We start from the raw sequence: 23,897 nt of genomic DNA on the forward strand, positions 1-23,897 counted from the left end.
GCACATGAAAACTCATTATATATTATTCATCATACTCATTGCAGTAACCGGTGTATCCTGCAGTAAGTTCCTCGACAGGAAACCCATTACAGCGCCCACCGATGAAAATTTCTGGTCAAATGAAGACGAAGCCAATAATGGTATTGCAGGCGCCTATGTATTATTGCGTAAAGCCCTGAATGAAGGGAACGACAGGGGCATAGCCCACCATGCTTATGGTGATCTGCCAACAGATCAATTTGTGAATACATTGCCGGGCGAAGATTGGGGTGATATCGGCCGTATCAACTGGTCACTGAATGTTCCGCTTTCTTCTACCTGGCGCAGCATGATGAAGCTGCGCCGGTTCGATAACTTTTACAGGGTTATTGATCAGGCTAACCGTTGTATCAAATACATTCCGGGTATAGCCCTGGACAAATATACTTCTCCCGACGCAGCCGCTGCACAGAAGCGCCTCATAGGGGAAGCTTACTTCCTGCGGGCCTTTACCTATTTCTACATGGCAAGGATATGGGGAGATGTTCCCCTGGTACTGGAAACGGTGGATGATGTAACACAGGCGCCGCCATTACCCCGTACAGGTGAGGCAGCGATCCTTGATCAATGCATAAAAGACCTGAATACAGCGACGGGAGGCCTTACCTGGACTTATGCCAGTACGGGCGACCGCGCAGTGCGGGCCAACCGCGGAGCTGCCTATGCATTGCTGGCGCATATCTATGCCTGGCGCGAAGATTATCCAAAATGTGCCGTAGCTGCCGATTCGGTGATCACACATGGTGGCTACACACTGGTGAACAGGAATGATTACCTGGGTATTTATAAAGGGAAATCAACCGAAGGGATCTTTGAAATTGCACAGAGCGCCGTTAATGAAGGCTCTGCAGGCAGTATCGCCTTTGCTACCTTAAAATCACCCTACCTTGCCACCAACCTGGGCAACACGGCATTCACGCTGGATGCCAATGCCCTTCATACACTATTTCCCAGCGATACGGACCTCCGTGTTGCCAAAGGTTTTGCATTCTTCAATACAGCCGATCCTGTCTGTATCAAATATTCCAACATATTGTACACGCAAACCAACTCACAGGGACAACCTTCCTCTCCCATCGCCCTGAATAATATGGTCGTGTTCCGCCTGGCGGATATTATGTTGTTGCGTGCAGAAGCGCTGGCGGCTACCGCCAAATACGGTGAGGCCCGCACCCTGGTAGAAACGATTCGTACTGCTGCCGGAGCCACCCCGCTTACGGTAACCGATGATAAACTCTTTGAGGCGGTCATTGATGAACGGGGCCGCGAGCTCTTCCTGGAAGGGCACCGTTTTTACGACCTGGTACGGCTTGCCAGGAAAACAGGCATCCTCAAATTTGATGGTTCAGGTACCGGGCGCATGACGCCCGAGCAATTCCAGCAGGGGAAATACAAATGGCCCATCGATCCTATCCTCATCAGCAATAATCCCCTGTTACAGCAAACAGGTTATTGGAAAACAAGAATGTAAACTGTAAAAGCAACTACAATGAAATACAATCATTATATAATAGCAATAGCGGTGATGCTGCTTGGCATAATGGCCGCTTGCAAAAAGTCGAACTACCTCACAGATGGGGGAGTACATGATCCTAAAACACCGCTGAGTAATTATGATTACCTGGCGCAACACCCCTGGAAAAGCTTTGATACGCTCATAAAGATCATTGATCACTACAGCTTAAAAGAGGAAGTCAACAAAGCGGCTACATTCTTTGCGCCGGCCAACTATTCCATCACCGCTTACATGAAGAAAAAGCTGGCAGAAGTACAGCTCATTGATGAAAATGCGGTCTACACATTCGACAGCCTCTACCAGGATATTACCATCGACTCGGTAAGACAATACCTCTTTGATAAAAAAATAACATTGGACGAGGCAAAATTGGAGGCCCAGCCATATACCAGCCTGGGCAAAACATCCTGCGCAGTGGTAAAACAGTTGCAAACAGACTTCCAATACGTGGAACGTAGCTCAGCGCCTACCTATCTCCTGTACTTTATTAAAGTCAGGGGAGCGCTGGATATTCCCGGAACGCCCCCGCCTGCCAATGAAACAGATATATCGGTAGTATGCCAAACCACCGGTATACAAACCTCCAATGGCGCTACTACACTGCACGTGTTGAGCAACCGGCATATTTTTTCATCCTTTTAACCCCATTGCTTCAATCATAAATAGTCAAACATGAAAACGCTTAAAATAACCGGTCTGCTGTGTTTGTTGTGTGTGGTATTCTATTGTTGTCAGAAAGTTGAAGAGGGGTTCTTCAGCGATAAGATCTTCTACCGGGCTAATCCCTTTGTGGCCACTCAGGCTGGTGTTACCTATTCAAGACCCCTGGAGGTAGACGGTTCTACGCAACCTATAAAAGTAAAATTGCTCTCGATCAGGAATAAAGCTACCGGCAAAGCTGCTGATGATCTCTTGAAAGAGCGGGAAGTACAGGTGTTTGCCGGTGAATTAACGGCTGCCGATTCCACCATCGCTTTGTTGCAAAGCAAGATCACCAAAAAAATGGTAAAGCCTTTTAACGTCAATGAAATTGGCGGCCGGCTCGAAATGTCGCAGGCTTCTGAATTTGTGGATATAGGTACTTATGAGATAGACATTGAAGTGTCCAACATGAAGGGCAGCAAAGTCATTAACAATGCCTGTGAGATCCAGTTAGGTCCAAAGAAACACTATGAACTCATCGGGTCCAATGCTACTACCTCCGATGCGCCGCCTTTACCGGAGGGCGGATTTGTACAGGTGCCAGGCGGCGCACCTGTTACGTTTGAAAGAGTGCCCACCGGGCCCGATAAGATCATCATCATGTTCATAGACATGAACGGCGTGCCTTTTAACCCCAAAGCAGGGCAGGTGATCATACGCGGTGATCGTCCTCATTTTGCACCCATGGACCCGTTTTACCCGGAAGAAAAGACAGATACCGCACTCGTATTCCAATATCCCATCACGCCATTCCCTTTCATACGTGGCGCGTTTAATGATTTCAATAACTATTACCGGATACCGGCTTCGGCCAATAGCCTGGGCAAGCATATCAATCCTACATTCCAGTTCCGGGTATATTCACGCGGCACCTGGATCATTAAAATAAAAATGCTCACGGCGGCTAAACTATAAGCATTACTATCCAACCAATACCATTAACCTTAAAACTTGTCGTATGAGAAAAATGCTATTAACAACCGTCTGTATGCTGTTTACTATTTGCCTGTTGGCGCAGAAGACTGTTTACATCCCCACGGAGTTCAGCTCCAGTCCGCTGAATACCTGGTCGTGGAGTAAATCCTACCAGTCGGCCAACTTTGTTGTCTTCTGGGGTAATATAGTAGGCACCAATCCGGCGAATTATTCCGACCCTAACCTGCGCTTCAACCCGCAGTCCATCTGTGATACACTGGAAAAAATCTATGTAAAATTTGTTACACAGCTCCAGTTTTGTTCAGATGCACCCACTAAGAACCTGGGGAAGTATAAGATCATCATCGTTATGAACGATACCTGGGGTAGTGGTGGGCCTGCAGGCTGGGCTTTTGGTGGTACCTACGGCAATACCATTGGCGCCATGTGGGTACATCCCAATGCTGCGCGCGATGGAGCAGTTACCAGCCATGAGCTTACCCATGCGTTGCAGGGCATGATCAAAATACAGGAAAATACCGTGGGTGGCGGCTATACAGGCTGGGAACCTGCCGGCTTCTTCTGGGAGGCCCATGCTAATTACATGCGTACCCAAATGTATCCCCGCTTTGCGGGTGATGATTTCCCGCGGTGGTGGGGTACACAACATTTTCACCTGAGCTCTACCCGTCACCACTATGGAACCTTTAAATGGTTGTACCGTATCCAGGATGTAGAGGGTATTACCATGGTGAACCGCCTGTGGAAAGAGTCGGTGGCCAATGAACATCCGGTGATCACTTACCGCCGCCTGAAAGGATGGAACCAGGCGCAGCTCAATGATTTCATGTATGACTATGCCAAACGGGAAGTGGCCTATGATTACACCAGTAATAACTTTGGCGCCATCATGCGGGCAGAGTACAATCGTATAAAGACCCAGGAGCCGCATTACGTTTGGCGCAGGCATACCATCCTGAAGCAGATCAATGCTTCTACCGGGCGGTACATCGTACCCGACGCTTTTGCTCCGCAGGATTATGGATACAACATTATCCCCTTGCATACTACCTGCAGTAATCGCAATGTAACGGTGAAGTTTAAAGGACATACGGAAGTGAACAGCACCGCCGGCTGGCGTTATGGCTTTGTGGCATTGAACAGCAGCGGTACGGTGTCACGCTACAGTACCTTGAGTTCGGCCAATGAAAGCCAGGTGAGCTTCCAGATGAATGCCGGTGAAACAGAATTGTACTTTGTGGTGGTAGGAGCACCCACTACACATACCTCTTATGTATGGGAGCCCGGCTGGCCAAAGATCAAAAGATATCCGTATGAGTTGCGCATTGCCAATGCTGTTCCGGAAGGCTATCAATCCAATTTCCGGTCGGCTTACAAAACCAATGGGCATACCCATCCCAATGGCGGCGGCTGGGTGGCCAATTCCGTTACAATAGCCTCCACTGCTTATGTAGGACCCAATGCCATTGTACTGGGCTCTTCCAATATCTCCGGCAATGCGCGTATTGAAGGAACGGCCTGGGTGCAAAATGCCACTGTGCAGAACAATGTGATCATCCGCGACAATGCCAATGTATGGGGCGGTAACTATTCCGGTAGTACCGTCATCTCAGAAAATGCCATCATGAACAACTGTACGGTTTCCGGCACTGTGCAGGCAAAAGGCAATGCGATGGAATGGGGCGCCACTTTTGGTAATTCGGTAATCGTAGGCGGCGATGCAGAAATACCCAATTGCAGTACAAACGGGGTGTACCTGCAGGTGCCGCATGGCAACAATGGCCGTACCAATTGTGATGGAAGGCCGGCCAGCCATACCTCCAATGTGGATGTGAACAGTACCTATGCACAGTTTACCGACGCGCAGATGGCCTTTACAGGAACAGTTTCCTGTCCGGCAAGTGCCGCCGGCCTGCTCACTACCAATACAATGGCGCCTGGCAGGAAAGCTGATCTATTGGTATATCCCAATCCCATACAGTCGGCATTCACGGTCCAATTAGATGGATTTGAGGAAGATAAGGACGTGGTGGTGTATGTATACGACCTGTCGCTGGGCAGGGAACTATACCGCCGTCAACTGGATAACAAACGGATACTCAATTTACATATCGGTGACCTGAAACTGACTGCCGGCACCTATGTGCTGAAAGCAGTGAGCAACAGGCAGTCTATTGTCCGTAAATTACAGGTGGTAGACTAAAAATGCTACGGCATAAACCGATATTATCATAATAAAGACTGCCTGAAAAATGGCAGTCTTTGTCATTCATTAATTGTTAAATTGCCACTTATTAAGTTATTTATTTCCCCGCAGTGTCTCCCGCAGGGGACGCTGCGGATTTTTAAGCATTTCATTATGATGTTTGTATCAATCAAAAGAAAAGTAGTGATATGTGCCGCCGTAGTGGCGGGTGCATTACCGGTTTGTGCACAACATTCCGATTATCCCATTCAGCCTGTTGATTTTACCCATGTGCACCTGACCGATCATTTCTGGGCGCCCAAGATACAGGTGAATGCAGATGTGACCATTCCCTATACCCTTAGCCAGTGCCAGCGTACCGGGCGCGTTGATAATTTCCTGAAGGCTGCGGGAAAAATGCCGCCCAACAAATACACAGAGTACCCGTTTGATGATACGGATATCTACAAGACTATTGAAGGGGCTTCCTATGGATTGCAGGTACAAAAGAATCCCAAACTGGAATTATACCTCGATACACTCATACAGATCATTGCTGATGCACAGGAGCCGGATGGCTACCTATATACTTTCCGTACTATGAAAGCGGCCAAACCGCATGACTGGTTAGGATCAAAGCGCTGGGAAAAAGAAGAAGACCTCAGCCATGAACTGTATAACTCCGGCCACCTCTTTGAAGCAGCCGTGGCACATTACCAGGCTACCGGTAAAAAGAACCTCCTCAACATTGCCACCAAAAATGCCGATCTGCTGGTAAAGGATTTTGGTTATGGTAAAGAAGAAAAGTCACCCGGCCACCAGGTAGTGGAAATAGGATTGGCCAAACTGTACCGGGTTACCGGCGAGAAAAAATACCTCGACCTGGCCAAGTTCTTCCTGGACATTCGCGGACCAAAGGGTTCAGAATACAGCCAGTCGAATAAAAAAGTGGTAGATCAGTCAGCAGCAGTAGGCCATGCCGTGCGTGCTACCTACATGTATACAGGTATGGCCGATATTGCGGCCCTTACAGGCAATGAAGCCTACCTCAAAGCCATTGATGCTATCTGGCATGATGTAGTGGAAAGGAAACTGTACATTACCGGTGGTATCGGTGCTACCGGCGCCGGTGAAGCTTTCGGTGCGCCGTACCAGTTGCCCAACATGTCGGCTTATGCAGAGACCTGCGCTGCCATTGCCAATGTATATTGGAACAGTCGTATGTTCTTATTGCATGGCGATGCCAAATACGTAGATGTATTGGAGCGTATCCTGTACAATGGATTACTATCCGGTGTTTCCTTAAGTGGTGACCGTTTCTTTTATCCCAATCCGCTGGCCTCTATGGGACAGCACCAGCGCAGCGCCTGGTTTGGTTGTGCCTGCTGTATTTCCAACATGGCGCGTTTTCTGCCTTCCATGCCAGGGTACATGTATGCACAGAATAAGAACAACCTCTATGTAAATCTTTTTGCCGGCGGCACTGCCAGCATCACCTTGCCGGCTGGTAAAATAAACCTGGAGCAACAAACAGAATATCCCTGGGAAGGGAAAGTGAAGATTGTAGTGAGCCCCGTAAAGACAACGGCTTTCGCCTTGCAGGTACGGGTGCCCGGTTGGTCTAAGCAGGAGTTGGTACCTGGTGATCTGTACTATGCGGCTGATAAAAGAGAAAAACCACTGGCCATCACCCTCAATGGAAAGCCGGTGAAATATGAAATGGTAAAAGGTTATGCCGTCATTAACCGTTCCTGGAAGAAGGGCGATGTAATCGCTTTTGAATTACCGATGGAGATCCAGAAAGTGTATGCCAAAGAAACGGTGAAAGACGATAAGAGCCGTTTTGCTTTGCAGCGTGGCCCCCTCATCTATTGCCTGGAAGGGCCCGACAATAAAGACAGTGCTGTTCAAAACATTGTAGTAGATAAATCAGCCGCTATACAGGCTGTAAATAAACCCAGCCTGCTGAATGGCGTGACGGTATTGGAAATGAAAGGTTCGTCCACCAAAAGAAAACTGAACAGTGATGACCTGATAAAGTCTGAGCAAACAGTAACTGCCATTCCTTACTATAGCTGGGCCAACCGCGGCCCCGGTGAAATGGTGGTATGGATACCGTATGAAGCATCAGCCGCCAAGCCAAAGCCGGCGCCTACCATTGCTACGAAAAGCAAGGCCACTGCCTCCCTTCAGAATACACGCATGTACAAGGCGCTGAGTGATCAGTATGATCCGGAAAATTCCCAGGACCACAATGCGCCTTACCTGCATTGGTGGCCAAAGAAAAATACACTGGAATGGGTGCAGTATGATTTTGATCAGGAGTATACTATATCACAATCACAGGTCTATTGGTTCGATGATGGTCCCTGGGGCGGTTGCCGCATCCCTGCCTCCTGGAAACTCTATTATAAGAAAGGCAATGACTGGGTGCCGGTACAGCCGGTTGGTCAATATGAAATTGCCAAAGACAAATACAACCTGGTAAAATTTGAACCGGTAACCACCACTGCCCTGAAAATGGAGGTACAACTACCGGCAGAACACGCTACCGGCATTCATGAGTGGATTGTGAAATAAACCTACTTAAACTTCTCCGCAGTGTCTCTCCCGCAAAGCCTTGTGGGTAGCGGGAGGACGCTGCGACAAACCTGGTGTTCACATGCAAACAAAACTATTCATCTTTAATTTTCTCCGCAGATGTCTCTCGTGCAAAGCCTTGTGGATGGCAGGAGGACTCTGCGGTATTAGTATCGCTGCACACAGCCAGCGCCAGGCCGTCATCAACATTGATGCGGCAAAACCCGGCGCCCCCATCGCTTCCACCCTGCATGGTATCTTCTTTGAAGAGATCAGCCATGGTGGTGAAGGCGGCCTGTATGGCGAGCTCATCCAGAACCGTGGCTTTGAAGAAAGCCGGCTGCCGGCAGGCACTAAGGTCGAAAACGGATGGTTGATTCCCACGGCCCGTACACCACATTTCATGTTGCAACCACGCGTAAGTGACTGGAGAATGCGCTGGCCACTCACCAGCCAATGGCCTGCCTGGTCACTGGAAGTGGGAGAGAAGAGTGATATCAAACTACAGCTTACACAGGACAAGCCTTTGAATGAGGCCACGCCCAATTCCATGCAGGTAGATATCCAGGCATTGGATGCCGGTGGAAAAAATAACCTGGTGAATGAAGGCTTCTGGGGCATCCGGACCAACAGCGGGGAGTTGTACAACCTGTCATTCTATGCCCGTACAGATGATCGTTATAAAGGTCAGTTAACGGTATCACTCCAATCACAGGACGGGAAGGTATTGGCAAAACAGGTCTTCCCCAATGTAAAAGGAGTTGGGTGGAAAAAATACACCAGTACCCTGAAGCCGGTAACCACCGACCTGAAAGCGAAGCTGGTCTTCTCCTTTGGCAGTACGGGTACCATATGGCTCGACTTCGTATCCCTGTTCCCGCAACAAACTTTTAAGAACCGCTCCAACGGTATGCGCAAAGACCTGGCGCAATACCTCGCCAATCTCAAGCCTGCTTTCGTACGCTGGCCCGGTGGTTGTTTTGTGGAAGGTATTAATATTGAAAATGCGGCCAACTGGAAACGCACACTGGGTCCCGTAGAAAAAAGGCCCGGCACCTATAGTGTATGGGGCTACTGGAGCAGTGATGGATTTGGTTACCATGAATACCTGCAGTTCTGTGAAGACCTGGGCGCTGATGCCTTGTATGTATTCAATGCCGGCGTGTCTTGCGAATACCGCAGCGGCACTTTTATTCCCGATGATTCCCTGCAGCCGGTGGTAGATGATGTGCTCGATGCCATTGAATATGCCATCGGGCCGGTAAGTTCCAAATGGGGTAAAGTGCGGGTAGCCAATGGCCACCCAAAACCTTTTCCGCTTAAATATGTGGAAATAGGCAATGAGCAGCATGGGCCGCGTTATGCAAAGCGGTACAATGTTTTTTATGATGCCATCAAAAAGAAATACCCGCAGCTCATTCTCATGGCCAGCATGGGCATTGGTGATATCAATAAACGTACGCTGGACAGTATGCAAAAAGTAGACATGGCCGATGAGCATGCTTATAAATCAGCCTACTGGTCATTCAACAACTTTGATCACTTTGATAAATACAAACGGGGCGACTGGGATGTATATGTAGGGGAATATGCTACCAATGCCGGCGTGGGCAGTGGTAACATGCTGGCCGCACTCAACGATGCAGTGTACATCATGGGCATGGAGCGCAATGGCGACCTGGTGAAGATGTCGAGCTATGCGCCTTTGTTTGAGAATGTCAATACACAGCACTGGCCGGTAAACCTCATTAACTTCGATGCGGGCCGCAGCTTTGGACGCATATCTTACTATGCCATCAAAATGATGAATGACCACCGGGCCGATCAGAATGTGCAGACAGCCGTTACGCTTCCACCTCCGGCGAGCCCTGCCCCGCAGTTCACCGGTGGCATTGGACTGGCCACCTGGGATACGCAAACGGAGTACAGGGATATTGAAGTAGTGAAAGATGGCAAGACTTTATACAAAAGTGATTTCATCAACAGGCCGGAAGAATGGCAGGCCATACGTGGTAAATGGGTGGTGAAAGACAGTGCCCTGGCGCAAACCGCACAGGGAGCGCAGCGGCTGAACATCCTTGCCGGTAAAACATTCGATACCTATACACTCAAACTGAAAGCGCGCAAGACAGGTGGTACCAATGCCTTTATTGTTCCCTTTGCCGTGAAAGACGGCGCCCGGCAAATGCGGGTACACATTGGCTCTTATGTAAACCTCAATTCGGTAGTGGAGCTGGTAGCGGATAGTTTTTCTGTGGCCAATATGATGCCGCAGAAGCGATTGCCCGAACCTATTCAAACAGGCCGCTGGTATGATATTACCATTGAAGTAGGAAATGACCAGGTAGATTGTTACCTCGATGGCAAATTGCTCTTCAATTACCGCGAGCCCAATAAATTCTTCAGCATTGCCGGCCGGGATAAGGAAACAGGAGATATTATTATCAAGCTGGTGAATGGCGCTGAAACGCCCTACACAACTACCATCAACCTGGAAGGCGTAACAAACGTATCCCCTTCAGCACAATTGATCACGCTGCAGGCTGATTATCCGGAGGCAGAGAACTCACTGGACCAGCCGCAAAAATATATCCCGGTAAGCACCATACTCACCGGGATAAAACCTTCTTTTGAAACGACGGTAAAGCCCTACTCTATTTCCATACTGCGTGTGAAGGACACGGGCTGGAAGAAGCAGGCGCACCGCTGAAGCTATTCATTCCGCAAAGCATGAACAGGATTGGTCAGTGCGGCCTTTACAACCTGCTGACCAATTACTGCCAGTGCGATCAGGATGATCAATACAACCGGCAATAAGAACATCCACCAGGCCAGTGAAATATGATAAGCGTAAGCGGATAGCCATTGATGCATGACCATACCGGCCACCGGTAAGGCGATCAGCGAAGCAAGGATGATCAGCTTTACAAAGTCCCTGGTCAGCAGGGATACCAGTTGTTGTACAGAAGCGCCCAGCACCTTCCTGATCCCGATCTCTTTGGTACGTTGTACTGCCATCAAAGATACCAGTCCGTATAACCCCAGGCAGGAGATAAGAATAGCCAATACGGTGAAGTAGGTAAACAACTTCATCGTTAGCCTGTCCTTATCGTATTGTGCTTTATAGGCTTCATCCAGGAAGGTGTAGGTAAAAGGCTTGGCCGTAAAATGTTTTTTCCAGGCTACTGCCATAAGCGGCAGGTCCTTGGGCTCGATCTTGATGATCACCGCTCTGATGGGATTGGTATTATACACCATCACCAGCGGCTCCACCATATTATGCAGGGATTTATAATAAAAGTTTTTCACCACGCCCACCACTTTGCCTTTGTGGAAATAGCCATCCATAGGTTGTCCAAGCGCGGAAGCGGAAGTCCATCCCATCTTTTCTACAAAAGCCTCATTCACAATAAAGGCCTCGGTTCTGTCCGTTGCAAGGCTGTCCGATACATTTCTTCCCTCCTTCAGACGGATCTGCAGCAAAGGCAATAGCTCCTTATCAATAAAATAATAATGGCACATAAACTCCCTTCTGGTCGCTCCGGCAAAAGTAGTACCCATAGACAGGGCTTCTGAGTGGATGCCACTGCCGGCAGAAATGCCTTTGATGGCGGGTATCCCTTTCAGGGTATTGATAAAGGCAGGAGCGGAACGTTGTGATAAAGAATCATTGTCCAGGTGTACGGTAGCTACCTGGTCTTTTACATATCCGGTGTCTTTATTTTCTATGTACTTTACCTGGTGGTAGATCACAATCGTTCCGGTGATCAGGGCAGCCGTTATCACAAACTGGGCGGTAGTAAGCATCCTGCGCAGCAGGATACCCTTAGTGCTATGCCTCCATTTTCCTTTTAATATCTCCACTGGTTTGAACCGGGACAATATAAAAGCAGGATACAGGCCCGCCAGTAATATCGTAACAACGAAAATGCACAGCAAAAACAAGGCGCTGCCCTGCCGGCTTAGGTGAAGCTGTACCTGCAGCAGGGAATTAAAATAAGGAAGGATGACCAGCACGATACCAAAAGCGATGGTCCAGGCAATGGCAATAAGCAGGAAAGACTCAAACAGGAACTGCCGGATCAACTGGAAAGGACGGGCGCCATTCACTTTCCGTACACCTACTTCCCTGGCCCGCTCAGTAGCCCTGGCTGTAGAGAGATTAATATAATTCAGCAGCGCTATTACCAATATGAAAATGGCCAGCAGGGAGAAAATATAATTGAACTGCTTATTGCCTTTGGGAGTGTCCTCCAGCTTGTCCTTGCTGAAATGTACGTCTGCCAAAGCTTCCAGGGCAAAGCCAACGGAGTATCCTGCAGCGTCGGCTTTATCCAGCTCGGGTTGGCAATACTTATCGGCTACCCGTTTCATCTTACGCTCAAAGCTCCTGAGGTCTGGCTGCTTATTAAACAGGATAAAAGTGTATACGGGAAAATCATCCAGCCAAACTGTCTTCTTTGAATAATCCGTATAGAGTAAAGCGGTGAATTGAATATCCGAATTGCCGGGAGGGTTGGCAATAACCCCTGTTACTGTCTTTGGTTGATCGTCGCAAATGATTGTTTTACCCAGGGCAGGTTCCTTTCCAAAATATTTCCGTGCAGTGGAGGCGGTCAATACCACGGAATGGGGTTGTTGTAAAGCACCGGTAACCGTTCCCTCCAGGAAGGTATAATCAAAAACGGAAAACAGCTCCTGATCGGCCTGGTAGAAGCCTTTTTCATTCATCAACTCTCCGTTGTGCTTCACAACAGTGGGCTTGGGTTCCAGGCGGGCGGTGGAAGCTACTTCCGGGAAATCGCGTTTAAGGGCATCGGCCATTGGGTAAGGGCTGGTGCCAAATTCCATATCAGCCGATCCGGGTGCATGCAGGGCGCTGACCACCCTGGCTATACGGTCGGCTTTGGTGTTATGGCCATCATACGTCAACTCATACTGTACATACAGGAAAATAACAATACAGGCAGCAATGCCTGCCGATAAACCAAGGATATTAATGAGGGAAAAGCTTTTGTGCCGTAGCAGGTTTCGCCAGGCGATCTTCAGGTAGTTTCGTATCATAAAAAGGTTTGAAGTGGAACAATGACTATTCTGTGCGCAAAGCGGTAACCGGGTTGGCCAAAGCAGCTTTTACCACCTGCTGGCCAACCACCGCCAGCGCGATCAGTACGATCAACACCACCGGCAATAAGAACATCCACCAGGCCAGTGAAATATGATAAGCATAAGACGATAGCCATTCATGCATAGCAATCCAGGCTAATGGTAATGCGATCAAGGAAGCCAAAACGATCAGTTTGAGAAAACTACTGGTCAGCAACACGAGCAGTTGTTGCAGCGAAGCGCCCAGCACCTTCCTGACACCGATCTCTTTAGTGCGCTGCGCAGCCATTAATGATACCAAACCGTATAATCCCAGGCAGGAGATCAGGATCGCCAGCACAGTAAAATAAGTAAACAGCTTCATCGTTAACCTGTCCTTGTCGTATTGCGCTTTATAGGCTTCGTCCAGGAAGGTGTAGGAGAAAGGCTTTGCCGGGAAATGTTCTTTCCAGGCTGCTGCAACAAGCGGCAGGTCTTTGGGTGGGATCTTGATCATCACCGCCCTGATGGGATTGGTATTATAGATCATGACCAGCGGCTCCACCATATTATGCAGGGACTTATAATAAAAATTCTTTACAACACCCACCACTGTACCCTTATGCTCAAAACCTTCCATGGATTGCCCCAGCGCAGAGGACCATCCCATCTTTTGGGCAAAGGCTTCATTCACAAGAAAGGCTTCTTTTTTATCGGTGCCAAGACTATCCGATATATTCCTGCCTTCCTTTAAATGCATCTGTAGCAAGGGCAACAGGTCTTTGTCAATGAGGTAATAATTGCTCATAAATTCCCGCTTCTTGTCGCCGGAACCGGCAACAGTAGTAGCGATGCTCAGTCCATCCATCCAAAGGCCGCTGCCCGCAGAAATGCCTTTTATGGCCGGAATTGCTTTCAACCTATTGATAAAAGGCGTCACAGCATGTTGATCCGAAGAATCATTGGAAACCTGGATGGTGGCTACCTGTTCTTTTACAAAACCGGGATTTTTATTTTCAATATATTGTAGTTGGCTGTAGATCACAATCGTTCCGGTGATCAGGGCAGCCGTTATTACAAACTGCGCGGTAGTAAGCATCCTGCGAAGCAGAATACCCCTGGTGCTGTTCTTCCATTTTCCTTTTAATATTTCCACCGGCCTGAACCGGGACAATATAAAAGCAGGATACAGGCCCGCCAGCAATATCGTGACCACGAAAATGCAGCCCATGAACAGCGCGCTTCCCTGCCAGCTAAGATGCAGTTGTACGTGCAGCAGGGAATTAAAATAGGGAAGTATCGCCAGCACAATACCAAAGGCGATGGTCCAGGCAACGGCAATGAGCAGGAAGGATTCAAATAAGAATTGCCTGATCAACTGGAAAGGCCGGGCGCCATTTACTTTCCGTACACCTACTTCCTTTGCACGCTCGGTGGCCCTCGCTGTTGACAGGTTGATATAGTTAAGCAAAGCGATCACCAATATGAAAATAGCCAGGAGAGAGAAAACATAATTGAACTGCTTATTGCCCTTCGGTGTATCTACCAGCTTGCCCTTGCTGAAATGGACCTCCGGTAGAGGCTCCAGGGAAAAGGTGACAGAATAATCCTTGGCCCCCATTTTATCCAGTTCCGCCCTGCAGTACTTGTCGGCCACCCGTTTCATCTTTTGCTCAAAAGGGGTAAGGTCAGATGGTTTGTTAAACAAAACAAAAGTATACACCGGGAAATCCTCCACCCAGCCCGTCTTTTTTGAATAATCAGTATACAGCAAAGCTGAGAAACGGATATCAGAATTGCCCGGAGGGTCGGCGATCACAGCGGTTACCTTCGTGGGCTTTCCGTCGCAAATAAGCGTTTGGCCTACGGCCGGCTCCTTACCAAAATACTTCCTCGCAATAGTGGCTGTGAGTACCACCGAACCCGGTTCATGCAAAGCGCCGGCAGCAGATCCTTCAACAAAAGAGTAGTCAAAAACGGAGAAAATATGTTGATCAGACAGGCAGAAATCAGGTTCATCGATCAGCTCTCCGTTATGCTTGATAATCGTAGAACTTTCGTCCAGGCGGGCCGAAGCGACAATTTCCGGGAAGTCGCGTTTAAGCGCATCGCCCAGCGGGTTAGGGCTGGTGCCAAATTCCGTGTCAGCCGAACCCGGCGCATGCAGGGTGGTCACTACCCGGGCAATACGGTCGGCCTTGCTGTTATGACGGTCATACGTCAACTCATACTGTACATACAGGAAAATAACAATACAGGCCGCAATGCCTGCTGATAAACCAAGGATGTTAATGAGGGAAAAACTTTTGTGCCGTAGCAGGTTTCGCCAGGCGATCTTCAGGTAGTTTTGTATCATAAAAAGGTTTGAAGTGAAACAACATTTATGAAACACGCCGGAAATGAACAGCGGGAACGTGCCTGCAATGATGAAAAAATATTGTGAAACCTGCGCCGGGAGTGCACCGTTTAGCCTATACTTTACAGTTTATTTAACAGTATTTGAGCTGCAAGTAGTGAAGTTTTGAAGAGGGGGAGCCATGTTCTATCTGTGGGAGCCTTCCAGCAGGTGCATCACCGATCTTATCTCTTCTCCCGTCAATGGAGCCGCGAAAACTTTCACCTGGTCCATATATCCATTGAATATCCTTTGTAAAGGGAATTCTTCATTCCGTCCGATGGTCCATTTATTAGAGACGGATAAATTGGCGGATTGCTCAAGCGTGGTGCTGCCTTTCAGCTCGCCGTCAACATATACGTGCAAGTTTTTTCCATCACAAACACCGGCTATATGATGCCAGTTATTTTTCCAGTCTTTAGGGAGGTCTACCGTGCAATCACCTCTTCCCCAGCCACCGGCAAAAAAGCTCAGTGTTTTATTGCCTGTTAACTGCAGTACATGGTTATCCCCTTTTGTCAATACATCTATCAGTCCCGTATTATTTGTCGTTGGAAAGATCCATGCCATCATCGTAATGGTTTCGCCCATCTTATCCAGGCTTGCCGAAGGAGGTATTTCTATATAACAGTCATTCCCCAATAATATACTATCTCCTGAAGCGGGAATTGGCCGGCCATGAGCTATCATGATCTTGCCATTGTTTTCAAATCCCGACCTGTCCGGTACGGTGCTGTCCCGTCCCGCCCGGCGCAGATCAAGATCCAATATGGCAGATGCTTTATTATCAGTATAAACCTTAAAAATTGCACGCTTGTCTTTTATGGTAATGGCCTGCATGCCTTCTCCGGAAACGCTCAACGTTGCAGCAACCGTTCTTTGCTCTCCCGGCTGAAGAGAGAGACTTTTGCGGCTTGTCAATGAATCATTCAGCATAATGGGAACAGAATATGTGTGGACAACACCGTCAATATTCTGAACACGAAAGGTTACCTGCTGTGCTGCTCCTTTCGGGATGATGGGCTTAACAACAAGGTCACTGATGGCAGGTTGATTGGCACCTGGTATATGGAGGTTGGCTACTTCTATCATCACTGTATGGACGCCACTGATCTGCAAATAATGTTTACCGGGTTTATATAACCTGCAGGCAATAGAATCGGTAAGCCTGTAACCCGTTGGCAGCATACAATTTTTACGGGCATATTCCCGGCCATCAACAAGCACCCGCATAATATTGGTGCCGGGACTGCCCTGGTTCTTCAGGGAGAAAACGACCTGGAATAGTTCATGCGGACTTACTTTCTTCTTTGCTACAGCAACACCTGTTACAGTGAATTGCGACCCCGTTTTTGTTTCAGAAAATATAACCGGGTCCTTATCCGCAGGCCATCTTTTCGCAGGCTGGTTACCCATTATAAACTGCATTTCCCCTCCTTCGGCAATCAATGAATGGGGAATGGCCAACTGGTTATAGGGAGCATGATTGATCAGTAATGACTGTACATAGCAATTTTCGGGAGATGCATTGGTACTCTTAATAACAAACTGCTTCCCTTGTTCAGGATGAATGGTCACGTGGCTAAAAACAGGAGCGCCAACGGTATAATAAGGCCGTCCGGGACAAACAGGGAAAATCCCCAGGGCGCTTAATACATACCAACTGGACACAGAACCAAGGTCGTCATTACCGGGAAGCCCGCCAGGGTCAGGGGAGAAGCGGGAGCGCATGATCTTTCTTACCCACTGCTGTGTTTTGGCAGGTTGTCCGGCAGCATTGAACAGGTAGGGAACGTGAAAGACCGTTTCATTATCAAAAACGATCCGGTTATTACTCAATGCCTCATCCAGCCGGCTGGTGAAACGCTCATTCCCACCCATCAGGTTGATCAGGTCTTTTGCGTTGTGCGGTATAAAATAAGAGTAGGTCCAGGCATCACCTTCCTTATACCCGAATGTGCCCGGTTGTAACCTGAACCCGGCCTCATCCCTCGGTAATAAAAACAATTCCTGTGTGTTGAACAGGTTACGGTAATAATAACTTCTTTCCAGCAAATGAGGGTATCCATCATCGTCGTTCATAACCTGCCTGGCAAATGTTGCCAGCGCCCAATCGTCATAAGCATATTCTACAGTCCTTGTAACGGATTCAGGATATAGGAGCGGAATGTATCCCTGTTGATGGTAACTATCCATGTCGCCCTGGATAAACGGGCCGGTCACAATACTTTTCTGCATAGCCCTGTAGGCCAGGCTGCTGTCAATATTATCTTTTATACCCTTGAGGTAAGTATCTACAATGATAGGAATAGCATGGTTGCCTGTCATAGATTCAATAGGAAGGTAACCCGATTGCTGATAAATATTCAACATGGACAACACCATATCCCTTTGCCTGGCCGGGTATAAAAGGCATAAGAGGGGATGCAAGGTGCGGAAAGTATCCCATGGTGAGAATGCCCCATATTCATGTTGCCCCTTGGTGGTATGTACAAGCCCATCCCGTCCCCGGTAATTTCCCTCCACATCAGAAATGATCCAGGGAACCAATAAGGAATGGTACAAGGCAGTATAAAAGATCGTTTTATTTTTTATATCGTTGTCACTGATCTCAACAACAGCTAATTCCTTCGCCCAGTGCTTACGCGTTCTTTCCCGCAACTGGTCAAAGCTGGTAGCAGGCAGTTCTGTATCGATATTCTTTTGTGCGCTCTCAACACTCACCGTTGAGGCGCTTAATTGCAGCGTAAGGATGGTAGGACCTGCTGCCGCGGCTGCAAACGCAAAAATGCTGCCGCCTTCCACTTCTTGTGTGGCAGTATACGCTTCGCTGAAATGAATAACGGCATGATGCCGGGATGTATGTACAATCTTCTTGGATGGTGTGGTAATAGTGCCCGCATCGCCGATAAAAACCCTCGGAAGTACGCCGGCAGGAAAAGTAAAACGGAACATGCCGGTATGTACAGCAGCCGTTGCTTCCACCTGGGTATGATTATCGGTAAAAAGAACACGGTAATAACCAGGTTCGGCTTTTTCGGTTGAATGCAAAAAAGGCCGCTTGTATTGGTACAATTTAAAAGGCGCAGGAGCATCAACAGGCATAATATATAACTGTCCCGAAGAACCATTGGGAAAGCCGCTGAGGTGCTGCAGGCAGCTAAAAAAATAGATGTTGCTGTCGCTGTAGTCATATCCCCTGGTTGGCGCCATCCTTGTTTCAGGGGTTAACTGTATATACCCTGAAGGAGCTGCCGCGCCGGGATACGTGCCGCCTTCAGAGCCCCAACTGGTCAATACCTTGCTTTTGGTGGTGCCAATAAAAGGATTTACATATTGCAGGGAACCAGGTACCTGGGAAAATGACAGGTGCACCGCGCAGAACAATAAACCGGCAGAAAGTATCAGGCCGCCACAACGCATGGTAATATGTTAATTCAAATTTTGATATAGACCTTCCTTTTGTGAAGCCAATAGCCCACCAGCCAGCACAGCAGCATAAAACAAACAGCAAATACTAAACTGCCAAAAGAACCGGGAAAGAGGCGTTGAAAAAAAGCTTGGTTCACCCACTGATAGAAACTTATCCCCCGCTGTACCATGATCAATATAAAACTGACAAACAATAATTCCGACAACAGGTAAATGGCCAACGGGTTTTTGCCAAACACCAGGAAGAACCCGATGCCCCGTTTCCATTGTTTTATTTCAATAGCGTAGATCAACAGGGAAAGTATCGCCAGATCGAGACCAACCGTGAGCAGTACAAAAGTGCTTGTCCATAATTTTTTGGCCAGCGGGAAAAATTGCGCCCAGAACAAGGCGACAAAGATCATAATGGCGGCTGCCATCAGCAGCCGGGCAATGGTTTCAAAACTTTTACCCTTTTGCTGGATAAAAACGCCGGCGAGGTAACCGCCAATAACATTTACCACGGCAGGCAGCGTACTCAATATACCTTCCGGGTCAAAGGCAATGGGCCCGCCTTTATCATGGTACAGGTGATCATTGCCCAGCAAAAGAATATCCAGTTTGGTGCCTGCATTGCCCAGCATCGTCAGTTCCTGCCCCGGCTCGCCAAACAAATACAGCAATGCCCAGTAACCCAATAACAGGAAAATAGCCATCACCACGATCCATTTGCCACGCAGGTAATGCGTCAGCAGGGCGGCTATGCAGTAACAAAGCGCAATTCGTTGCAATACACCCATGATCCGGGTATTACTGATCTGGTTAAAGGCCCATGTTCCATCTGCTGTACGATGAAAGAAGGGGAACCAGTACATCAGGTAGCCAAGCAGGAAAATGATCAGCGTCCGTTTAAATACCTTCAACAGGAAAGCGGAGTTGCTGCTGTATTTGGCTTTTGAGAAACTCAGGGCATTACCCACGGCGAAAAGGAAAGAGGGAAACACCAGGTCCGTAGGGGTGAAACCAAACCATTCGGCATGATCAAGTGGTCCATAGGGAGGGGCTCCCCAGCCCGAGGAATTCACAATGATCATAAAACAAACAGTCAACCCCCTGAAAATATCCAGTGAAAGAAATCGATCATTCTTAACAGTCATAAAAAGCTATTTACTTATAAGCGGCCAGTATGCTATTCTTATACTTCTTATAAAGCGCTACGGATATTGTTACCGCATTTCCTTTTACCTCATCTGTATAATGCTCATGGCCATTCACCCATTTCCATTCCCAGTCTTTAACCATTGTTTCAAAATCGTTGGCCTCCATCCTGCCACCTGTCTTCATCTTTTCTTTTAAATAAACGAAAAACTGTTCCCACCTCGGCTTGTAAAAATGTTTTATTAGTCCGGCCCATTGCCGGTTGGAATATTCATGTAGTTCACTGTCCTTATCGCCCCACAGCGTAATGATGTTCCTGGCATTGAGCTCATACAGGTCTTTTTCTTTTGCATCAGCGCCACAGCGCCGCGCATCAGCAATCCATTTGCCCAGTAAGAAATCGGGCCGGGTTGATAGTAATATATCCATATCCTCCATCAATTCCAAAAAAGCCCTTGTATGCTTGTTATAGGATGCTGTATCGTGTTGCAGGTAAGCCAATACCCATTTTTGCTGTAAGGGAAGGGCATAATTGGCAAGCACCTGCCTGGTTACATCCACCAGGTCGTATTGAAATCCTTCACTGTGTTGCAAGGCAGGCGATGCCTGTACAAACAATTCCCAGGCTTTCATCAGGTCCACCGGGTTATAATCCAGCTTTGTCCTTACCCGGTCTGCCCATCCGTTAATGGTAGGCCTTGCCACAATAATAGATTCAGGGCCGCCTTCTCCCAGGCCTCCGCTGTAAACCGTTTGCTGCAGTATTGTCCAGGCTTTATTGATGGTGGGGTTCAATGTTCCATAACGTTGTAAAGTATGTTGAGGCAACCAGGCTGCTAGATCAATAGCACTGTCGCGCCATACATTTTCCAGCATTAACTGGTACAAGGCGGGGTTCTGGGCTATTCCTTCAGGCGTTAACCCGATACCTGCCATTTTACCGGAGGCAGGGTCATGTAAAGCGGCAGCAGGATCATGGGCTACATTACGCATCCTTCCCCACAAAGCGACATTGCCGCCAAAATTGTGCAGCATATTCCATATCCAGGGTTTGCCATAATAAGCCTGTGTGCGGTTCCACAGCGGATGGCTTTCGCTGTACAGGTCAAGCATGATCATGTGATCATCCGGAACGGCATTGAGTAATGCCTGTATCTGCGGCTGCTTCCAGAAAGATGCCTGGTAATGGAACATCCAGCCCTGCATGATCCATACAGCTTTGGGATCTGCTGCTGCCATTGATTCAAATACCTTCTTACTGATGTCATTCAGGTAGGTGGAATCGTTGGAAGGTGGCAGGTTTTCATTGAACGTATCAGCCGAATAATAATGATCTGTACCATACACTGCGGTTTGCTCTTCAATAAACTTTTTCCCGATCGTTTCAAACAGCGGATCTGCAGGGTCCAGTATATACACATCGGGAAAGCCTGCTCCCCAGTTCGTTTTCTTTAGTTTGGCTGCAGGAAACCTGTCTTTGAACGAAGGCGGCACATGTCCGGTAAAAGCAGGCAATACCGGTTTCATGCCCATGGCCCTTTCTGCAGCAAGGATTTTCTTTTGCAGCTCCCGGTGCGTATCCATCCAATGTTGGGGCAAGGGACCGCCCCAGGCATCAATATTACCCATCCAGAACCAGGAGAAATAAGCCGGCCCACTGAAAAACCGGTTCAGGTCATCATGGGTAAACCCCATCGAGGTATATACCCGCTGCCAGATAGCTTCCTCTCCTGTTATGGCCAGTGGCATGTTAATGCCATTCAAGGCCATCCAGTCAATTTCCTGCTGCCAGCGCTCCCAGTTCCACCACGACATGGAATAGTTAAACGTGCAGTAGTTAAGATAATACCGGTACTGGTACGGTGTGGTCTTTCTGATCTTTCTTTTCGTGGATGGTAATACCGCCGGCAGTTGCAGGTTGTTGCCATTCCAGGAAATACTGCTGTGACAAAAATGCTTCAGGTAATAATTAAGCGCAGAAGCTATGCTAAGGCCATTGTTACCGCGCAGTAGGATCTTGCCGGCCACACTTTCAATTTCAAATACATCCTTACCTGCTTCGGGCGCTATGTAAGCTACCCGGAAAAAAGAATCTTTGTCTTTTACGATCCTTGTAATAAAGGAGGTCACAGCTTCCTCGTCAAGTTGGGAAAACGAGGGGTTGTGCATGAACAGGACGACGCCTATTAAAAGAAACGCTGGTGCTTTCATATTTTGCTTTTGGCAAAAGACCCGTAAAGCAGGTGCTTTACAGGTCTTTTTTGCTTTTTGTAGATCGGTCCGTAGCGACCCGGACCTTATATGCCAACTACTGCTACGTTGGTAAGGTTTAATAGTTGGAGTTCTGTTTCAGCACCCCTTTACTTTGGTCAATGACTATTTGCGGAATAGGCATGTAATAATTTTTAGGCCGGGCAAAGGTGCGTGCGGGCACCACCACAGCTCCGTTATACGGTGGCAACGGAGAAGCTTTCTTGGGCTTATTAAAGATGGTATCAACATTGATAATTTTGGCTTTATCCCATCTCAGCAGGTCAAAGAACCGGATATTTTCTCCGCCCAGTTCCACCCTGCGTTCATGAATAAGTGCTGGCATCCCTGCCCCGCTGATCTCGGGCAAGCCCGCCCGCTTACGTACCGCATTGATTTCTGCATCGCCTGCACCCGCGCCGTTTAACCTGATCTTGGCTTCCGCCACCACCAGGTAGATATCTGCCGTCCGCAGGATCGGTTGTTTTAAGTTGGCATCCAGGTTGCCCGAACCATCCGTATTATAGGCCGTATATTTTCTGATGCAGTATCCCGTTGTCAGTGAATTACTGGGCAGCATCCTGCCGGTAAACTGGCCAGTCATTCCGGAGAACATCTGGTAGGCGTCTTTACTGGTGATCTCAATAAGTGTTGTCTGGTTTGGAATGGAATCACCGACCGATAATAAAGTTGCTTTCTTACGGATCGAGTCTTTAGGCTCAAATTCATCGGCAAAGTTTTGCGTGGGGTGATGAAATCCCCAGCCATTCCAGGCCCTTGGCGTAAAATAAACATTCATCAGGGCGTTATTGAAGTTATTCCTGTTCCAGACGGCGAACAGGATCTCTGAATTGGATTCCTGCTTGCCCAATGTAAAATTATCCGTGTACGCAGTAGACAGGGCATAATTGGCATTCTGTATTACTTTTAACCCGTACTCCCTTGCCTTGTCTGCTTTTTCCCAGAATAAGTACAGCTTGGCAAGCAAACCCCAGGCAGCGCCCTTGCTCACACGTCCTTTGTCTTCTGCACCATAGGTTTCAGGTAATAAGTCGGCTGCCTTTAACAGGTCTGCTTCTATTAGCTGCATGACGGAATCAACGGAAGACTTAGGAATATTATAATTGCCTGTCAATACGTTCTCCTCAACAATAAGCGGCACCTCACCAAAAATAAGGTTCAGTGTCCAGTAGCCATGGGCGCGCAGAAAATAAGCCTCGCCCAAAGAACGCTTCCTGATCGCCTCATCCATCACAGGCACTTTGGGAACATAAATGATCGCATTATTGGCCCTTGCGATCTGTTCATAGGCCCAGCCCCAGGTAGGGCGCAACTGGTAAGTGTTGGACGTAGCAATGAACCGCTCAATTTCCCAGAAGTCGGAGTGGTCGCCATCCACAGAAATATCATCGGAAGCATCTTCAAATGCGTATAGATTATGACCAACGCCTTCTTCCTGTGTCAGCACATTATAAATACCGGCTATACCCGCCAGTACATCGCTTTGGTTGCGCCAGAAATTAGAAGTGGTATAAACGCCTACCGGCTGCACATCAAGGGGCTGTTTAATACAGCCCGCAATAACGACCAGTATTGAACAAATAATGGAAACAAATAAATATCTTCTTTGCATCGTAGTA

12 protein-coding genes are annotated in these 23,897 nt (G+C 48.1%); 6 read left to right on the top strand and 6 right to left on the bottom strand.

Going from position 1 to position 23,897, the window contains the following annotated elements:
- Nucleotides 1-4 precede the first annotated feature (4 nt).
- From HB364_RS09000 to HB364_RS09025, 6 genes are all read left to right on the top strand, one after another.
- Complete coding sequence (locus tag HB364_RS09000; protein ID WP_167287552.1) at nucleotides 5-1,510, top strand: RagB/SusD family nutrient uptake outer membrane protein; 1,506 nt, start codon at nucleotides 5-7, stop codon at nucleotides 1,508-1,510.
- Nucleotides 1,511-1,528: 18 nt separating this feature from the next.
- On the top strand, nucleotides 1,529-2,197 hold the full coding sequence (locus tag HB364_RS09005) for a hypothetical protein (protein ID WP_167287553.1): 669 nt from the start codon (nucleotides 1,529-1,531) through the stop codon (nucleotides 2,195-2,197).
- 30 nt (nucleotides 2,198-2,227) lie between these two features.
- The gene (locus tag HB364_RS09010) at nucleotides 2,228-3,172 is read left to right on the top strand and encodes a DUF5007 domain-containing protein (RefSeq protein WP_167287554.1); all 945 of its coding nucleotides are present in this window, start codon (nucleotides 2,228-2,230) and stop codon (nucleotides 3,170-3,172) included.
- 43 nt (nucleotides 3,173-3,215) lie between these two features.
- Complete coding sequence (locus tag HB364_RS09015; protein ID WP_167287555.1) at nucleotides 3,216-5,396, top strand: DUF6055 domain-containing protein; 2,181 nt, start codon at nucleotides 3,216-3,218, stop codon at nucleotides 5,394-5,396.
- A 156-nt stretch (nucleotides 5,397-5,552) separates the two neighbouring features.
- A complete protein-coding gene (locus tag HB364_RS09020) occupies nucleotides 5,553-7,958 on the top strand; it encodes a glycoside hydrolase family 127 protein (RefSeq protein ID WP_167287556.1) in 2,406 nt (801 codons plus the stop codon).
- 82 nt (nucleotides 7,959-8,040) lie between these two features.
- The gene (locus tag HB364_RS09025; RefSeq protein WP_167287557.1) at nucleotides 8,041-10,668 is read left to right on the top strand and encodes an alpha-L-arabinofuranosidase C-terminal domain-containing protein; all 2,628 of its coding nucleotides are present in this window, start codon (nucleotides 8,041-8,043) and stop codon (nucleotides 10,666-10,668) included.
- 2 nt (nucleotides 10,669-10,670) lie between these two features.
- Here HB364_RS09025 and HB364_RS09030 read toward each other — a convergent pair whose 3' ends face one another.
- The 6 genes from HB364_RS09030 to HB364_RS09055 all read right to left on the bottom strand — a co-directional run bounded on the left by HB364_RS09030 (nucleotide 10,671) and on the right by HB364_RS09055 (nucleotide 23,890).
- The gene (locus HB364_RS09030) at nucleotides 10,671-13,022 is read right to left on the bottom strand and encodes an ABC transporter permease (RefSeq protein WP_167287558.1); all 2,352 of its coding nucleotides are present in this window, start codon (nucleotides 13,020-13,022) and stop codon (nucleotides 10,671-10,673) included.
- Between the two features lie 25 nt (nucleotides 13,023-13,047).
- The gene (locus HB364_RS09035) at nucleotides 13,048-15,399 is read right to left on the bottom strand and encodes an ABC transporter permease (RefSeq protein ID WP_167287559.1); all 2,352 of its coding nucleotides are present in this window, start codon (nucleotides 15,397-15,399) and stop codon (nucleotides 13,048-13,050) included.
- Between the two features lie 186 nt (nucleotides 15,400-15,585).
- Nucleotides 15,586-18,861 carry a GH92 family glycosyl hydrolase gene (locus tag HB364_RS09040; protein ID WP_167287560.1) on the bottom strand — a complete coding sequence of 1,092 codons (3,276 nt, stop codon included), beginning with the start codon at nucleotides 18,859-18,861 and terminating at the stop codon, nucleotides 15,586-15,588.
- A gap of 14 nt (nucleotides 18,862-18,875) precedes the next feature.
- Nucleotides 18,876-20,006, bottom strand: coding sequence for an acyltransferase family protein (locus HB364_RS09045; protein ID WP_167287561.1), 1,131 nt, complete (start codon nucleotides 20,004-20,006; stop codon nucleotides 18,876-18,878).
- Between the two features lie 10 nt (nucleotides 20,007-20,016).
- On the bottom strand, nucleotides 20,017-22,218 hold the full coding sequence (locus HB364_RS09050) for an alpha-N-acetylglucosaminidase (RefSeq protein WP_167287562.1): 2,202 nt from the start codon (nucleotides 22,216-22,218) through the stop codon (nucleotides 20,017-20,019).
- A gap of 118 nt (nucleotides 22,219-22,336) precedes the next feature.
- Nucleotides 22,337-23,890, bottom strand: coding sequence for a RagB/SusD family nutrient uptake outer membrane protein (locus HB364_RS09055; protein ID WP_167287563.1), 1,554 nt, complete (start codon nucleotides 23,888-23,890; stop codon nucleotides 22,337-22,339).
- Nucleotides 23,891-23,897 lie beyond the last annotated feature (7 nt).

Source organism: Paraflavitalea devenefica (assembly GCF_011759375.1).
Lineage (GTDB): Bacteria > Bacteroidota > Bacteroidia > Chitinophagales > Chitinophagaceae > Paraflavitalea > Paraflavitalea devenefica.

What these genes read in the sequence shown, in the direction of transcription:
- HB364_RS09055 (WP_167287563.1), bottom strand. Translation starts at nt 23,890, where the DNA reads ATGCAAAGAAGATATTTATTTGTTTCCATTATTTGTTCAATACTGGTC.
- HB364_RS09030 (WP_167287558.1), bottom strand. Translation starts at nt 13,022, where the DNA reads ATGATACGAAACTACCTGAAGATCGCCTGGCGAAACCTGCTACGGCAC.
- HB364_RS09040 (WP_167287560.1), bottom strand. Translation starts at nt 18,861, where the DNA reads ATGCGTTGTGGCGGCCTGATACTTTCTGCCGGTTTATTGTTCTGCGCG.
- HB364_RS09020 (WP_167287556.1), top strand. Translation starts at nt 5,553, where the DNA reads ATGATGTTTGTATCAATCAAAAGAAAAGTAGTGATATGTGCCGCCGTA.
- HB364_RS09005 (WP_167287553.1), top strand. Translation starts at nt 1,529, where the DNA reads ATGAAATACAATCATTATATAATAGCAATAGCGGTGATGCTGCTTGGC.
- HB364_RS09000 (WP_167287552.1), top strand. Translation starts at nt 5, where the DNA reads ATGAAAACTCATTATATATTATTCATCATACTCATTGCAGTAACCGGT.
- HB364_RS09050 (WP_167287562.1), bottom strand. Translation starts at nt 22,218, where the DNA reads ATGAAAGCACCAGCGTTTCTTTTAATAGGCGTCGTCCTGTTCATGCAC.
- HB364_RS09045 (WP_167287561.1), bottom strand. Translation starts at nt 20,006, where the DNA reads ATGACTGTTAAGAATGATCGATTTCTTTCACTGGATATTTTCAGGGGG.
- HB364_RS09035 (WP_167287559.1), bottom strand. Translation starts at nt 15,399, where the DNA reads ATGATACAAAACTACCTGAAGATCGCCTGGCGAAACCTGCTACGGCAC.
- HB364_RS09025 (WP_167287557.1), top strand. Translation starts at nt 8,041, where the DNA reads ATGCAAACAAAACTATTCATCTTTAATTTTCTCCGCAGATGTCTCTCG.
- HB364_RS09015 (WP_167287555.1), top strand. Translation starts at nt 3,216, where the DNA reads ATGAGAAAAATGCTATTAACAACCGTCTGTATGCTGTTTACTATTTGC.
- HB364_RS09010 (WP_167287554.1), top strand. Translation starts at nt 2,228, where the DNA reads ATGAAAACGCTTAAAATAACCGGTCTGCTGTGTTTGTTGTGTGTGGTA.